Source organism: Absicoccus porci, from assembly GCF_003725415.1.
Taxonomy (GTDB): domain Bacteria; phylum Bacillota_I; class Bacilli_A; order Erysipelotrichales; family Erysipelotrichaceae; genus Absicoccus; species Absicoccus porci.
Map to the genome: position 1 here is coordinate 216,132 of NZ_RJQC01000003.1, position 14,434 is coordinate 230,565.

Below are 14,434 nucleotides of genomic sequence, written 5' to 3' on the forward strand. Positions count from 1 at the left end.
ATGCAAGAAGTCACAGTGATTGGTGCCGGACTGGCGGGAAGTGAGGCCGTTTGGCAGTTGATAAAACGAAATATTCCTGTGCATTTGATTGAAATGCGGCCGGTGAAATCGCCGGCTGCTTTTCATACGTCACAATTTGCGGAATTGGTTTGTTCCAATTCTTTACGTTCAAATTCGATGCAAAATGCGGTTGGTATATTGAAAGAAGAATTACGCATCTTAGATTCCTTAGTGATGAAAGCTGCCGATACACATGCTGTTCCTGCAGGTAGTGCTCTCGCTGTGGATCGACAAGGTTTTTCGCAAATGATCACCGATACGATTACACACTCACCTTTGGTTCGCATCACGCATGAGGAAGTCACAACAATTTCGGATGGACCAACAATCATCGCAACCGGTCCATTGACAAGTGATGCATTGGCAGAATCTATTCACTCATTTCTGCAAACAGATGCACTTCATTTTTATGATGCGGCTGCTCCTATTATTGAAAAAGATTCCATAGATTTTTCAAAAGCGTATTATAAATCGCGATATGATCGTGGAGAAGCCAGCTATATCAATTGTCCAATGAATCAAGATGAGTTTGATGTATTTTATGATGCTTTGATTCATGCGCAATGTGCGCAACTGCACGATTTTGAAGAAACGTATTTTGAAGGTTGTATGCCTGTCGAAGAAATGGCAAAACGAGGCAAAAAGACATTATTATTTGGACCACTGAAACCGGTGGGACTCGAAAAAGATGAAAATGCACATCCTGTTGCGGTGGTGCAATTACGACAAGATAATGTAGCCGCGACGATGTATAATATTGTTGGTTTTCAGACCCACTTAACATGGCCAGAACAACGCCGTGTCTTTTCATTGATTCCAGGCTTGGAACATTTAAAAATTACTCGGTATGGAGTGATGCATCGAAATAGTTTTATTTCGAGTCCCCAAGTTTTACGAGAAACCTATCAATCGAAACAACGAGATGATTTATTCTTTGCCGGCCAATTAACGGGCGTTGAAGGTTATGTGGAAAGTTGTGCAAGTGGTATGATTGCTGGCATCAATATGGCTCGTTTGGTATCGGGGCAAGAACCTATTTTGTTTGGCAATACATGTATCATGGGGTCGCAAGCTTACTATATAACGCATTGTGATCCAAAGCATTTTCAGCCGATGAATGCGAATTTTGGAATCTTGCATTTTACGGAAAAATGTAAGAAAAAAGAACGTAAAGAGCGTATGGCTCAACAGGCTATTGATCGTATTCACCAGATCGAGGCGATGCTATGAATGAATGGATCGACCGATTTTTAAAATATGTGTATAATGCCCATTCGCGTTCCGAAGATACACAAGCAGCATATCGGAAAGATCTAGAACAGTTTCGTGATTATCTAACAAGTCAAAGTATTACATCCTTTGCGGATGTGGATCGCATCACCATATTGAATTTTATTGCACAATTTCAACAAAATCACGATGCGAAACCAGCAACGATTGCACGTAAGTTATCGACCTATCGTTCTTTTTATCGATATTTAAATGAATATATGGGAATCGATGCCCAACCGTTAGAATCAATTCGTTCACCAAAGAATCGGCAAAAAATTCCAGAATTTTTATTTGTGAATGAAATTGAAAATTTTTTAGAAACCTATGATTCTCATGATTTAAATCAATTGCGTGATAAAACAATGTTTACGATGTTGTATGCATGTGGATTGCGCGTGAGCGAACTCACCCATTTGGTTTGGCCGGATATTGATTTAGAAGGACGAATCGTTCATATTACTGGAAAAGGAGATAAACAACGAATCGTACCGTTTTTTCAAGGCTTTGATAAAGACTTGTTAAATTATAAATTACGATATTGGCAAACAATTGCTAAGGATGATCATGTGTTTGTGAATGCGCGTGGAAAAGCTTTTACATCGCGAGGCATCCAATATTTAATGCAAAAACATGCTGATGATATTGGCATGCATATGAAAGTGCATCCACATATGTTTCGTCATAGTTTTGCGACGCATCTGTTGGATAATGGAGCCGATATTCGAATTGTACAGGAACTATTAGGACATGCGAGTTTATCCACTACACAGATTTATACGCATGTATCTATATCGAAGATGAAAAGTGCTTATCAGCAAGCGCATCCAATGGCGCATGTAAAAAAAATATAGGAATGAGGGACTATTATGGAATTTTGTCATTTGACCGAAAGTGAATATCAACAATTTCAACAACAACATCCGTATGGGAATTTTATGAGTGCAATGGAATCAATGCATGTCAAAGAAGATGAAGGCTGGAAAGTCGAGCTTGTTGGCGTGAAGGAAAATGGCAAGATCGTATTAGCCACGCCATTGACATCCATTCCAGTTATGAAAGTGTATCGCTATTATTATGCACAACGTGGCTTTTTGATGGATTATCATCGCATGGATGTGTTGAATTTCTTTACGGCAGAAATCAAAAAATACTTAAAAAAACAGAAGGGCTTGTATTTGGAAGTGGATCCAAATGTTTTGTATAAAGAAAGAGATATCGATGGTAACTTGGTACCCGATGGATTTGACAATAGCTATGTTGTTGAAAATATGAAAAAAGCAGGCTACATCCATCAAGGTTTTACGCGTGGCTATGGTTCCGGACAGATGCGTTGGATCTTTTCTTTGTATCTACAAAATCGAGATGCGCAAACGATGTTGAAAAGCTTTCATCAACAAACCCGTTGGTCTATCAATCGAACCAAAAAGGAAGGCGTACAAGTTCGTGAATTGGGATTGGATGAAGTGGACATTTTTTTGGATATGATGAAGGAAACGGCACAACGTCGTGGTTTTGAAGAGCGGGATCGGAATTTCTATATTTCACAAATCAAGGAATTCACAAAAATCAATCATGGAAAATTACTTTTGGCTTATTTAGATCTAGATGCTTTCAAAGACAATTTAGTACAGGAACAAAAACAGTTGGAAGCCGAAAAAGCTGAAGTGGATGCGAAGCTAGAAAAAATTCCAAATTCAAAAAAATTTGTGAAACGAGCCAAAGTATTGACTGAAAATTTAGAGATCAATGCCAAAAAGCAGGATCGTGCTAATCAATTAAAGAAGCAGTATGGTTCGGTTCTAAATATGGCAACGACTTTCTTTATCATATCCAATGGAGAAGTGGTTTATATGCATAGTGCGACCAATGATGCCTTCCGTAAATTCTATGCACCCTATGCCTTGCAGTGGTATATGATCCAGTATGCGATCGAACATCATATTGATCGATATGACTTCTATGGTATTTCTGGTATCTTTGATAAGGATGATCCAAGCTATGGTGTTTATGACTTTAAGCGAGGATTTACCGGTCAAGTCGAAGAGTTGGTTGGTGTCTTTATTTTGCCAATTCATGAACATGCATACAAGATCTATCAGAAATTAAAAGGATAGGTTGCATTAAAATCGTGCTTTGTGTTACTATTAGAAAGCATGAATATGCAAATACACACATCATGGATTCGTTTGCCCGTGCACTTTTATGTGTTGCATTCGTTTGAAATGGTGGAGGAGTAACGGAAAGGAAGGACATTTATGTCAGAAAAAATTGTATCAATGAAAAAATTGTTAGAGAATGGTGTACATTTTGGACATCAGACTCGCCGTTGGAACCCAAAGATGAAACCATACATCTACACAAGTCGTAATGGTGTATATATCATCGATTTGAACACAACGTTGGAAGGAATCGAAGCAGCTTATGCGGAATTAAAAGCAATCAGTGAACGTGGTGGTAAAGTTTTGTTTGTAGGAACAAAGAAAACAGCTGCTGAAACGATTGAAGCACAAGCTTTGCGTTCTGGATCTTTCTATGTCAACAAACGTTGGTTAGGTGGTATGTTAACAAACTTCCGTACGATTCAAAAACGTGTTCGTCGTTTGGTTGAAATCGAAGAAATGGAAGCTAGCGGTAAAATTGAAGTATATACAAAGAAAGAACAAGCTGGTCTTCATAAAGAAAAAGCAAAATTGGAAAACTCTTTAGGTGGAGTTAAAGAAATGAAGAAATTGCCAGATGCAATCTTCGTTGTTGACCCTAAAGAAGAACACAATGCCATTGCTGAAGCCAAGAAATTAGGTATTCCAGTATTCGCTATGTTGGATACGAACTGTGATCCAGATGATGCCGATTATCCAATCGCATCCAATGATGATTCACAACGTTCTATCGAATTGATCACAACATTGATGGCAGATGCCATTGTAGATGCTAAGGGCGGATTACTTGAATTGGCTTACTTAGGTGAAGATGAAGATGACGTAACGATGGATGATGTCATCAAGAATGTAGAAGCTCAAATCGCTGAAAACGAACGTCGTCGTCGTCAAAGAAATGAAGAACGTCGTAGAAGAAATGCAGAACGTCGTAATCGTCGTTTCAATCGTAACCACAACGCAAATGGTTCTCAAGCAAACCGTGCAGATGCGAAACCAGAACAAAAATCTGCAGAATCTGCTGAATAATTCAAAGAAAAGGAGATCAATAAAATATGGCAATCAAAGCATCTCAAGTTAAAGAATTGCGTGAAAAAACCGGCGCAGGAATGATGGATTGTAAAAAAGCATTGACAGAAACTGATGGTGATATTGCTGCTGCTATCGACTGGCTTCGTGAAAAAGGTATTGCGAAGTCACAAAAGAAAGCTGGACGTATTGCTGCTGAAGGATTGACTCGTGTCGCTACAGAAGGTAATACAGGTATCATTTTTGAAGTGAATTCAGAAACCGACTTTGTCGCTAAGAACGAACAATTCTTACATTTATTAGATGTTATTGAAAAAGCTTTATTAGCTGCTAAACCAGCCAATACGGAAGCTGCTTTAGAAGTTGAAACACCAGAAGGAAAAGTCAATGATTTGGTCATCAATGCTACGGCTACCATTGGTGAAAAGATTTCTTTCCGTCGTGTGGCTGTTGTAGAAAAAGCCGATGATGAAACATTTGGAAAATACATGCATATGGGTGGAACCATTTCTAGTTTAGTTGTTACCAAAGGTGGCGACAAAACAGTAGCTAAGAACTTGGCTATGCAAGTGGCTTCAATGAATCCAATTTATGCAACGGAAGCCGATATTCCAGAAACTGCATTCAATCATGAAAAAGAACTTCAAATGCAGATGATGAAGGAAGATCCAAAAATGGCTAATAAACCTGAAAAAGTATTACAAAATATTTTGAAGGGTAAAGTAAAGAAGCACTTTAAAGATCAATGCTTAGCGGATCAAGAGTTCTTCTTGGATTCTAAAAAATCTGTTTCTCAATACTTGAAAGAAGAAAAAGCAGAAGTTGTTTCTTTCGTTCGTTATCAAGTTGGAGAAGGAATTGAAAAGAAAGAAGAAGATTTTGCTGCTGAAGTAGCTGCACAAATGAAGTAAGCATCTTTTATTCGGAGCTATGTGTATTCATAGCTCTTTTTAATTGTTTGTTCTTAGTGTATAATTTGTAGAAGAGACTTAAAGGAGTAAAAACGTATGTATAAACGGGTTTTATTGAAATTAAGTGGTGAAGCTTTGTCTGGAAATGGACAGGCTTTTGATCCAGAAGTGTTGGCTGGATTGGCCAAAGAATTGAAAGAAATTCAACAAAAAGGAGTGGAATTAGCCATTGTTGTTGGTGGTGGTAATTTCATTCGCGGAAAGATGCTAGCCGAAATGGGAATGAATCGTGCACAAGGCGATTACATGGGCATGTTAGGAACGGTCATCAATGCATTGGCCGTACAAAATGCTTTGGAGAATGCCGGTGTTGATACACGTGTACAAACAGCCGTTCATATGCAAGAAGTGGCCGAACCATTCATTTTACGTCGGGCTATTCGTCATCTAGAAAAAGGTCGTGTTGTAATTTTTGGAGCTGGAACCGGTTCTCCATATTTTTCAACAGATACGACAGCTGCTTTACGAGCGTCCGAAATTGGAGCTGATGTGATCTTAATGGCAAAGAATGGCGTGGATGGTGTCTATGACAGTGATCCTAAGAAAAATCCAAATGCCAAAAAATTTAAATCTTTATATTATATGGATGTTTTGAATAAAGGATTACAAGTTATGGATTCAACCGCAATCAGTATGTGTATGGATAATGACATTGATTTGATCGTATTCAACATGAATGAGCGTGGCAATATTTTAAAGGCCATCCAACAAACGGTCGATGGTACTGTGATCACAAAAAAGAAATAGAGGAGAAAAATATAAATGACTGATATTTTAGATAATGCCGAAATGAAAATGATGGCGGCTATTGAAAATTTAGAAGAAAATTTACGTACATTACGTACAGGACGTGCCAATGCGGCTCTTTTGGATCGCGTCGAAGTAGATTATTATGGAAGCCCTACACCAGTCAATCAAATGGCTCGAATTAGTGTTGTTGAGGGTACACAATTGGTCGTTAAACCTTATGATCGAACATTGGTAAAAGCCATCGTTCATGCCGTGCAAGCTGCTAATTTAGGCTTAAACCCACAAGGAGAAGCTGATTGTGTGCGTATTCAAGTTCCCCAATTGACAGGTGAACGTCGACAGGAATTGGCTAAAAAGGCACAAAAATATGGCGAAGAAGCAAAAGTAGCCATTCGTAATATTCGTCGTGAAGCAAATGATGCAATCAAAAAGGATAAAGAATTACGTGAAGACGAAGAGAAGAGTGCTTTGGAAGATTCACAAAAACTGACAGATACATATATTAAAAATATTGAATCGGTTGTTGAAAAGAAAAAAGCAGATATTTTAAATGTATAGACCCAATTCATCATTGGGTCTTTTTCAGAAAGGATAAGTATTATGGAAACAAACATTCCCCAAACGGTTGCCATTATCATGGATGGTAATGGACGCTGGGCCAAAGCACGTGGATTACCCCGGACAGCTGGTCACAAACAAGGGGCGGAAGCCATACGAGTTGTTGCGTTAGCTGCCAATCAAATGGGAATCAAAAAATTGATTTTATATGCGTTTTCAACAGAAAACTGGAAACGACCAGAACAAGAAGTAAGTTATTTGTGTAAGTTGCCAGGTATCTTTTTTAATCGCTATATCAAAGAATTGATGGAAAACAATATTCGAGTTACGTTTGCCGGGGAATTGGAACGATTTCCAAAAAGCACGCAATCTGTGATTCGTAAAGCAGTCGATCAAACAGCAAATAATACAGGATTAAATTTGGACATTGCGATCAACTATGGTTCACGTCGGGAATTGGTCTTAGCGATGCAACAATATGCACAAGATGTTGCCGATGGTAAACGATCCAATGACATCGACGAAGCAGGTGTATCGAATTATTTGATGGTTCCTGAAGATGTGGACTTATTGATACGTACGAGTGGTGAGTTGCGTTTATCAAATTTCTTATTGTGGCAAATTGCGTATGCAGAGTTTATTTTTACACCAATCGCATGGCCTGATTTTGATTCTCAAGCCTTGGCGGACTGCATCAAAGAATTTCAATCACGACATCGTCGTTTTGGAGGATTAGAAGATGAAAAATAGAGTTATTACAGCTATCGTTATTATCTTAATTGTTGCTTTCCCCTTAGCAATGGGTGGCATTCCTCTAGAAATTTTATCTTTATTCATCGTCGCAACAAGTGCCTATGAATGGGCCCATGTTACGCCACGCTTTCCAAAATGGCCTATTATTATCGTTCCAGCAATGATGGCATCGGTTATTTTAGCTCGATATGTGCCCCAACAATATGTATTTATTGTCTATGCTCTGGCAACCATTATCTTCTGGACACTGACGATTTTTGTCGAGGACTTCGAAATTTCCGATGGTTTCTACTGCATTAGTTATTTTGTGATTTTATCACTGATTTATCGCACGATGGGATTCTTGGAAAGCAATCATTTTTATATGTTGACGATCGTATTCGCAACCTATGGCTCGGATACGGGTGCTTGGTTTGTGGGACGTCGCTATGGTAAGCATAAAATGAATCCACGCTTGTCACCTAAGAAAAGTTGGGAAGGATTTGCGGGTGGCATCGTATTTGGTGCAGTTTTAAGCTTAGTTGTTTCTTTCTTGTATTTATCGGAAGTGAATACATTGATGAACGTGATTCTTTGTATCTGTTGTCCATTGGTAGCGGAAATTGGAGATTTATCTTTCTCGGCCATTAAGCGATATTATAAAGTCAAAGATTTCTCGAATTTATTGCCAGGTCATGGTGGTATTTTAGATCGAATTGATTCTCTTTTGATGAATATATTATTTTGTGGTATCCTAATAACCATATTCATGTAAAGGAGGAATCCTGTGCAACTGATTATTGGTATTATTGCTTTTATCTTCATGCTGAGTGTGATCGTGATCATTCATGAATGGGGACATTTCATGGTGGCAAGACATTATGGTGTGTATTGTCATGAATTCTCTATTGGTATGGGTCCTGCACTCTATCAGAAGAAAGGTAAAGAAACAACTTTCTCCATTCGAGCTATCCCTTTTGGTGGGTATGTCATGATGGCTGGAGAAGAAGATGGATCACAAGATGAACAAGAAGATGACTGGTTAAAAAATGTACCAGACGATCGCCGTCTAAACCATAAACCTTGGCCCCAACAAATTTGTATTATGTTGGCCGGTATATTTATGAACCTGGTTTTAGCTTGGGTCATTTTTGTGGGAGTTGCCATGGCTCGTGGGTATGTGGTTGAACCGGCAAAACCGGTTGTTTATAAAATACAAGAGAATTCACCCGCCCAACAAGCTGGCCTTCAAAAAGATGATCGTATTCTAAAAGCAACCAGTGGCACCGAATCCATTAAACCAGAAACGCAATATGATTTGTTAGAATGGATGCAGTATCATCATGATACGATTATATTGACAGTTCGACGTGATCAATCCACGTTTGAAACACAAATTAAACCACAATATGATAAAGAAAATTCAATCTACACCATTGGTTATCAGGCCATTGCTTATGCTAAAAATATACAATGGTATGAAGCATTTGGCGTAGGTACTCAAGATTTTGCGGAATCGAGTACAGCCATTTTTCAGTCTTTGAATATGTTGATTCATGGCCAAGGTTATGAAAACCTTTCCGGTCCGGTCGGTATATTTAGTGTAACGAGTCGAACAACACAAATGGGCGTATTGGCTTATTTGTCTTTATTCGCCATGATTTCATTGAATATTGGTATTTTTAATGCGATTCCGATTCCAGCTTTAGATGGCGGACGTGTATTGATTACATTGATCGAAGCTATCTTTCGTCGCAAGGTCAATCAACAAGTGGTTGAAAAAATCATTATGGTCAGTTTTGCGTTGTTGATGATGCTTTTTGTGTTTGCGACATACAATGATATTGTTCGTATAATCTAACCAGGGAAACCTGGTTTTTTCATTGGCACAAAAAAAAAGAAGACCGCAGTCTTCTAAATCATAAGATACAAAATGGCAATCATGTGACAAATGGAAGCAAACACAATGAATAAATGCCAAATGAAATGAAAATATTTCTTTTCTGGATGACTATAGAATATAGCACCAATGGAGTACATGACACCACCTAATAAGATCATACCAAAAAAAGCAAGAGATGCTTTTTGTAAAAGAGTTGGTAACATGATCACTGCTAGCCATCCCATGACCATATAGATTGTCATGGATAATTTCATATGTGCTTTATTTGAGATGGCCTTTAATAAAATGCCAGCTAATGCCATGACCCATTCAATGATCAATAGGACATAACCAATTGTATTATCAAGCAATACCATACAAACTGGCGTATACGTTCCAGCTATGGCTAACAAGATCATGATGTGATCTAATTTACGAAATACATATTTATAGGTTGTATCATAGGGAGCAATATGATAGAGACTAGACCCTAAAAACATGAGAAATAAACAAATAATGAAAATACTCGTACCGAGTGCATATTTTGGACCACCAATTGTATAAGATCGAATGGCATAATAAGGTAAAGCCCCTAATAATAAGATCCACATGACACCATGACTGATGGCATTGGCCGTTTCTTCACCAAAAGTTAGTTTAAATGGATGCGCCATATCATTACTTTTTTGTTGCATATTATCACCTTCAAGCGTATTTTAAATTATCTAGAAATAAAAGTCAATATATCTAGTATTGAAAACTAGATAATAACGCATTAGTGATTCTATAGCTAACAAACGGGAGATAGTGTATAATGATATCGTTTGGAGTGTATGCCCATGTTTTTAAAACGAATTGAACTACAAGGATTTAAGAGCTTTGCGGATAAAACCGTCATTCAATTTGATCATGACATTACCGGGATCGTCGGACCAAATGGTTGTGGTAAAAGCAATATCAACGATGCTATCCGTTGGGTCTTGGGTGAGCAAAGCATCAAATCACTTCGTTCCGGCAGTAGTATGTCGGATATTATTTTTTCTGGTAGTAAATATCGCAAACCGGTCAATTTAGCCAAAGTTTCTTTGGTTTTTGATAATACACAACATATTTTTGATTCTGATTTTGATGAAATTGAAATCACTCGACAATTAGAAAGAGCCAATAATGAAGCCAGTTATTTCATCAATAAAACTCCTTGTCGATTGAAAGATATCAATGATCTGGTGATGGATACCGGATTGGGACGCGATTCTTTGAGCATTATTACGCAAGGTAATATTTCCGCTTTTGCGGATGCGAAACCCGAGGATCGTCGTTCTTTATTTGAAGAAGCGGCAGGAGTAGCCAAATATAAGAAAAGAAAACAAGTTTCTTTACGAAAGCTTGAAAAAACCAAAGATAATCTAGATCGTGTCCAAGATATCATGGATGAGATTGAGCATCAGTTGGTACCGTTAAAACGACAAGCAGATAAAGCACAGAAATATCTATCATATCGGGATTCCTTATCAAAGATTGAAATCAATGTGTTGGTGCATGAAATTGGTTCTTACCATGAACAACTGCAGGAACTAAAAACACAAATTGATATGAAACGATCCGATCTGATTTCTTATGATACCCAATTAACAAATTTGGATACAGAAATTGAAGCGGCTCGGAAACAAATGTATCAATTGGATGCGACGATCCATACCTTGCAAGGGGAATATACCCAAGCAATGAATCAATCTGTCCAGTTAGAAAAACGTAAGATCGAATTGGATGAAAAAAGAAAGTATGCGTTATCGCAAGCCGATCAAGAAGAACGAAAACACCAATTGGAACAAATTTTAGCGGAAGCCCGTTATGAATATGAAGATCGAAAGTCTCGTTTGGAAGCAATGCAAACACAATATGATTTGTTGCTCAAAAAGCAGGAACAAACAAGACAAGATTTGTATCGTTGTACTTCGCAAAGAGAACAAGCCAATCGTATGTATCAACAATTGGACAATCGCCAACAAATCGTAAGCAATATGTTAGCACAACCGTATCAACATCAAGCAGGTGTTCGAGCCATCGTTGCTGCAAAATCATCTTTGTCGGGTATTGAAGGGGTCATATCGGAGTTATTGGTTGCGAAAGATCAAATGGGACAAGCCATTCAAGCAGCCTTAGGTGGTACACAGTATCAAATCGTTACCGATAATGAGGTGAGTGCTCGTGCAGCCATTGGTTTCTTAAAACGAAATCGTTCCGGAAGAGCTACATTCTTACCCATGACAGTATGTAGACCTCGTCCATTGAATCAGCAACAACAATTTATTGCTACTTCTTGTGAAGGTTTTATTGATTTTGCGAATGGCTGTGTCCAATGTGATCCACGCTATGAAATGGTTCGTGATTCCTTATTGGGTCATGTCATTGTCATGGATACATTGGAGCATGCGAATGAATGTGCGAAACGATTGAATCATCGGGTGAAGATCGTTACTTTAGATGGTGAAATTGTGCATCCAGGTGGATCCATGACTGGTGGACGTGGCAAGAATCAAAGTTCACCGGTTACCTTGAAACAAGAAATGACAACGATTACAAAAAAATTGACCGAAGCGAAGGCCAATCTTGATGCACTTATTCAAAAAGAAAACAAATATAAGCAAGCGGATGATGACTATACAAATTCGATTGTGGATCTAAAAGTTTCAATAGGAAAATTAGAAAATGTATATGAAGTAAAAAAACAAAAATATGCATCCTTGAAAGATGAATATGGTCAACTGGGTGATTTAGAAGAGAATGCGACCAGTGGATTGGAAGATGAATTGGTCATCGAAATGTCTAAAATGCATGCACATATTGATTCTTTAACCGAACAGATGCAGGCACAAAGGCAACGTCGCTATCAAATCGGTCAACAAGTCGAAGAAAAAGAAAATGATGTACGAAAAATTCGTCGATTGATGAATGCATTGCAGAGTGAAATTCATCAATTGGATGTGGACCAAACCAAGAAACAAACACAGATGGATAATGATTTGATGCGATTAAATACGGATTACCAAATGACGTATGAATACGCGAAAAGCCAATATGAAGATCTTTCTATGGATATCGAACAAGCCAAAGACGAAGTGGTTTGTTTACGTCAAAAGATCAAAAGTCTAGGCAATGTGAATTTGGATGCACCACAAGAATATGCGGAACTATCGGAACGATTTACGTTCATGTCCAAACAAAAAGAAGATTTAGAAAATGCCTCGCAACAAATCTTAGATGCGATTGCCGAAATGGATCAGACGGTGATTGAGAAGTTTACGGATATGTTCCATAAAATCAACAATGAATTGGATGATGTTTTTAAGGCGTTATTTGGTGGTGGTCATGCGAAATTGACAATGGTCGATCCGGATGATGTTTTGCATACAGGTATTGATATTGATGTACAACCGCCAGGAAAAATGGTTAAAAATATTCAGACGTTCTCTGGTGGTGAAAAAGCATTGATTGCGATCAGTGTGTTATTTTCCATTCTTAGAGCTAGAACGATGCCGTTGTGCATTTTTGATGAAGTCGAAGCCGCATTGGATCAGGCCAATGTCGAACGATTTGCAAAATATCTCGATCGTTTCCGTGGACAGAGTCAATTTATCGTGGTGACCCATCGTCCAGGAACCATGGAACAATGTGATACTTTATATGGAGTAACCATGCAAAAAGATGGTGTATCGCAATTGTTGAAAGTGGAATTAAGAGATGCTGTGCATATTGTTGAAAAGGAGGAAGAAGAGAATGGCAATCTTTCAATCAATCAAAGATAAATTTAGTAAAAGTGATGATAAGGATAAATACTTGCAGGGATTAGATAAGTCGCGTCGTAGTTTTGGTGATCGCATCCGGGCTTTATCGAATAACTTTCATGGTATCGATGACGATTTGTTGGAAGAATTGATGGTAATCTTACTCGAAGGGGATGTGGGTATTCAAACGGCTCAAAAGATTGTCGACTCCTTTGAAGAACACAGCAATGAATTAAAGAATTTTGATTCGATGGAAGATTACTTTATCTATATTCTTTATGAATTTTATGATGATGTTCCCGAAGAATACATCCATTTTAATCCAGATGGACCTACGGTTATTTTAATGGTAGGTGTCAATGGTTCAGGAAAAACGACAACGAGTGCCAAATTGTTGCAATTGTATCAATCATTAGGGAAAAAAGTAGCTGTAGCTGCTGCTGATACGTTCCGTGCGGGAGCCATTGATCAAATCGATACATGGGCACAACGCATTGGTGTTCCTTGCATCAAGGGGAAACCTGGACAAGATCCAAGCAGTGTGTTGGTGGATGCTTGTCGATATGCGAAAGAAAATGATATCGATATTTTAATTGGTGATACAGCGGGTCGTCTGCAAAACAAGAAGAACTTAATGAAAGAATTAGAAAAAATGACGCGTGTCATTGGTCGTGAAATTGAAGGGGCTCCGCAAGAAGTATGGTTGGTATTGGATGCAACAACAGGTCAAAATGGTATCAGTCAAGCGCAAGTCTTTTTGGATGCCACTCATGTTACCGGAATTGTTTTAACCAAAATGGATGGTACGGCTAAGGGTGGTGTGGTTCTATCCATTCATGATATGTTGCATTTGCCTGTCCGTTTTTTGGGTTTAGGCGAAAAACCAGAAGATTTACGACCATTTGATGTGGCTAGTTACATCATGGGTATGACTAAAGGAATGAATCTTCATGATTGATCATGTACAAGCTAATGAATATTTAGATATTTATGGTCCATTATTGACGGCACGGCAACAGGATATTTTATCGTTGTATTATGGGGAAGATCTTTCTTATACCGAAATCAGTGAAGAATTAGGCATCAGTCGAGCAGGTGTCATGGATACAGTACATCGGGCGAGTGCACAATTAGAAAAATATGAACATGTGATTGGTTATGTGCAAAAAAAACATAAAATCATACAATTATGTCAAGAAAAAAAGTATAATGAAATAACGAATGTATTTTAGGAGGAAA

The 14,434-nt window shown here is 38.2% G+C and carries 14 protein-coding genes; 13 read left to right on the plus strand and 1 reads right to left on the minus strand.

The window, feature by feature from the left end; translation table 11 throughout:
• From trmFO to rseP, 10 genes are all read left to right on the plus strand, one after another.
• Entirely contained in the window at window positions 1-1,290 is a 1,290-nt protein-coding gene (gene trmFO / locus EDX97_RS09125; protein WP_128520852.1) for a methylenetetrahydrofolate--tRNA-(uracil(54)-C(5))-methyltransferase (FADH(2)-oxidizing) TrmFO, read from the plus strand.
• Window positions 1,287-2,183 carry a site-specific tyrosine recombinase/integron integrase gene (gene xerA, locus EDX97_RS09130; protein WP_128520853.1) on the plus strand — a complete coding sequence of 299 codons (897 nt, stop codon included), beginning with the start codon at window positions 1,287-1,289 and terminating at the stop codon, window positions 2,181-2,183. Before trmFO ends, xerA begins: the two co-directional genes overlap by 4 nt.
• Before the next feature lie 15 nt (window positions 2,184-2,198).
• Window positions 2,199-3,446 carry a peptidoglycan bridge formation glycyltransferase FemA/FemB family protein gene (locus tag EDX97_RS09135; protein WP_128520854.1) on the plus strand — a complete coding sequence of 416 codons (1,248 nt, stop codon included), beginning with the start codon at window positions 2,199-2,201 and terminating at the stop codon, window positions 3,444-3,446.
• 141 nt (window positions 3,447-3,587) lie between these two features.
• Window positions 3,588-4,517, plus strand: coding sequence for a 30S ribosomal protein S2 (gene rpsB / locus EDX97_RS09140; RefSeq protein ID WP_245978044.1), 930 nt, complete (start codon window positions 3,588-3,590; stop codon window positions 4,515-4,517).
• Window positions 4,518-4,543: 26 nt separating this feature from the next.
• On the plus strand, window positions 4,544-5,428 hold the full coding sequence (gene tsf, locus EDX97_RS09145; protein WP_128520855.1) for a translation elongation factor Ts: 885 nt from the start codon (window positions 4,544-4,546) through the stop codon (window positions 5,426-5,428).
• Window positions 5,429-5,524: 96 nt separating this feature from the next.
• Window positions 5,525-6,235 carry a UMP kinase gene (gene pyrH, locus EDX97_RS09150; RefSeq protein ID WP_128520856.1) on the plus strand — a complete coding sequence of 237 codons (711 nt, stop codon included), beginning with the start codon at window positions 5,525-5,527 and terminating at the stop codon, window positions 6,233-6,235.
• Between the two features lie 15 nt (window positions 6,236-6,250).
• A complete protein-coding gene (gene frr / locus EDX97_RS09155; protein ID WP_128520857.1) occupies window positions 6,251-6,796 on the plus strand; it encodes a ribosome recycling factor in 546 nt (181 codons plus the stop codon).
• A 42-nt stretch (window positions 6,797-6,838) separates the two neighbouring features.
• The gene (locus tag EDX97_RS09160; RefSeq protein ID WP_128520858.1) at window positions 6,839-7,546 is read left to right on the plus strand and encodes an isoprenyl transferase; all 708 of its coding nucleotides are present in this window, start codon (window positions 6,839-6,841) and stop codon (window positions 7,544-7,546) included.
• Window positions 7,536-8,303 carry a phosphatidate cytidylyltransferase gene (locus EDX97_RS09165; protein WP_128520859.1) on the plus strand — a complete coding sequence of 256 codons (768 nt, stop codon included), beginning with the start codon at window positions 7,536-7,538 and terminating at the stop codon, window positions 8,301-8,303. Before EDX97_RS09160 ends, EDX97_RS09165 begins: the two co-directional genes overlap by 11 nt.
• A gap of 12 nt (window positions 8,304-8,315) precedes the next feature.
• Window positions 8,316-9,389, plus strand: coding sequence for an RIP metalloprotease RseP (gene rseP, locus EDX97_RS09170; protein WP_128520860.1), 1,074 nt, complete (start codon window positions 8,316-8,318; stop codon window positions 9,387-9,389).
• Between the two features lie 53 nt (window positions 9,390-9,442).
• On the opposite strand, the gene trhA is transcribed toward rseP, so the two are convergent.
• The gene (gene trhA / locus EDX97_RS09175; RefSeq protein ID WP_128520861.1) at window positions 9,443-10,105 is read right to left on the minus strand and encodes a PAQR family membrane homeostasis protein TrhA; all 663 of its coding nucleotides are present in this window, start codon (window positions 10,103-10,105) and stop codon (window positions 9,443-9,445) included.
• A 144-nt stretch (window positions 10,106-10,249) separates the two neighbouring features.
• Here trhA and EDX97_RS09180 point away from each other — a divergent pair, with 144 nt between their 5' ends.
• The 3 genes from EDX97_RS09180 to EDX97_RS09190 are packed head-to-tail and all read left to right on the plus strand — an operon-like array spanning window position 10,250 to window position 14,427.
• Window positions 10,250-13,216, plus strand: a complete 2,967-nt coding sequence (locus EDX97_RS09180; RefSeq protein WP_128520862.1) for a chromosome segregation protein SMC — start codon at window positions 10,250-10,252, stop codon at window positions 13,214-13,216.
• Window positions 13,188-14,153: a signal recognition particle-docking protein FtsY gene (gene ftsY / locus EDX97_RS09185; protein WP_128520863.1), complete on the plus strand. Its 966-nt coding sequence runs from the start codon at window positions 13,188-13,190 to the stop codon at window positions 14,151-14,153. The genes EDX97_RS09180 and ftsY overlap by 29 nt, the downstream gene beginning before the upstream one ends.
• Window positions 14,146-14,427, plus strand: a complete 282-nt coding sequence (locus EDX97_RS09190) for a sigma factor-like helix-turn-helix DNA-binding protein (RefSeq protein WP_128520864.1) — start codon at window positions 14,146-14,148, stop codon at window positions 14,425-14,427. The genes ftsY and EDX97_RS09190 overlap by 8 nt, the downstream gene beginning before the upstream one ends.
• Window positions 14,428-14,434 lie beyond the last annotated feature (7 nt).

Bases quoted from the DNA above. Each gene is read 5' to 3' on its own strand.
- EDX97_RS09165 (WP_128520859.1), top strand. From the start codon at position 7,536: ATGAAAAATAGAGTTATTACAGCTATCGTTATTATCTTAATTGTTGCT.
- tsf (WP_128520855.1), top strand. From the start codon at position 4,544: ATGGCAATCAAAGCATCTCAAGTTAAAGAATTGCGTGAAAAAACCGGC.
- trhA (WP_128520861.1), bottom strand. From the start codon at position 10,105: ATGCAACAAAAAAGTAATGATATGGCGCATCCATTTAAACTAACTTTT.
- EDX97_RS09190 (WP_128520864.1), top strand. From the start codon at position 14,146: ATGATTGATCATGTACAAGCTAATGAATATTTAGATATTTATGGTCCA.
- pyrH (WP_128520856.1), top strand. From the start codon at position 5,525: ATGTATAAACGGGTTTTATTGAAATTAAGTGGTGAAGCTTTGTCTGGA.
- trmFO (WP_128520852.1), top strand. From the start codon at position 1: ATGCAAGAAGTCACAGTGATTGGTGCCGGACTGGCGGGAAGTGAGGCC.
- EDX97_RS09160 (WP_128520858.1), top strand. From the start codon at position 6,839: ATGGAAACAAACATTCCCCAAACGGTTGCCATTATCATGGATGGTAAT.
- rpsB (WP_245978044.1), top strand. From the start codon at position 3,588: ATGTCAGAAAAAATTGTATCAATGAAAAAATTGTTAGAGAATGGTGTA.
- EDX97_RS09180 (WP_128520862.1), top strand. From the start codon at position 10,250: ATGTTTTTAAAACGAATTGAACTACAAGGATTTAAGAGCTTTGCGGAT.
- EDX97_RS09135 (WP_128520854.1), top strand. From the start codon at position 2,199: ATGGAATTTTGTCATTTGACCGAAAGTGAATATCAACAATTTCAACAA.
- frr (WP_128520857.1), top strand. From the start codon at position 6,251: ATGACTGATATTTTAGATAATGCCGAAATGAAAATGATGGCGGCTATT.
- xerA (WP_128520853.1), top strand. From the start codon at position 1,287: ATGAATGAATGGATCGACCGATTTTTAAAATATGTGTATAATGCCCAT.
- ftsY (WP_128520863.1), top strand. From the start codon at position 13,188: ATGGCAATCTTTCAATCAATCAAAGATAAATTTAGTAAAAGTGATGAT.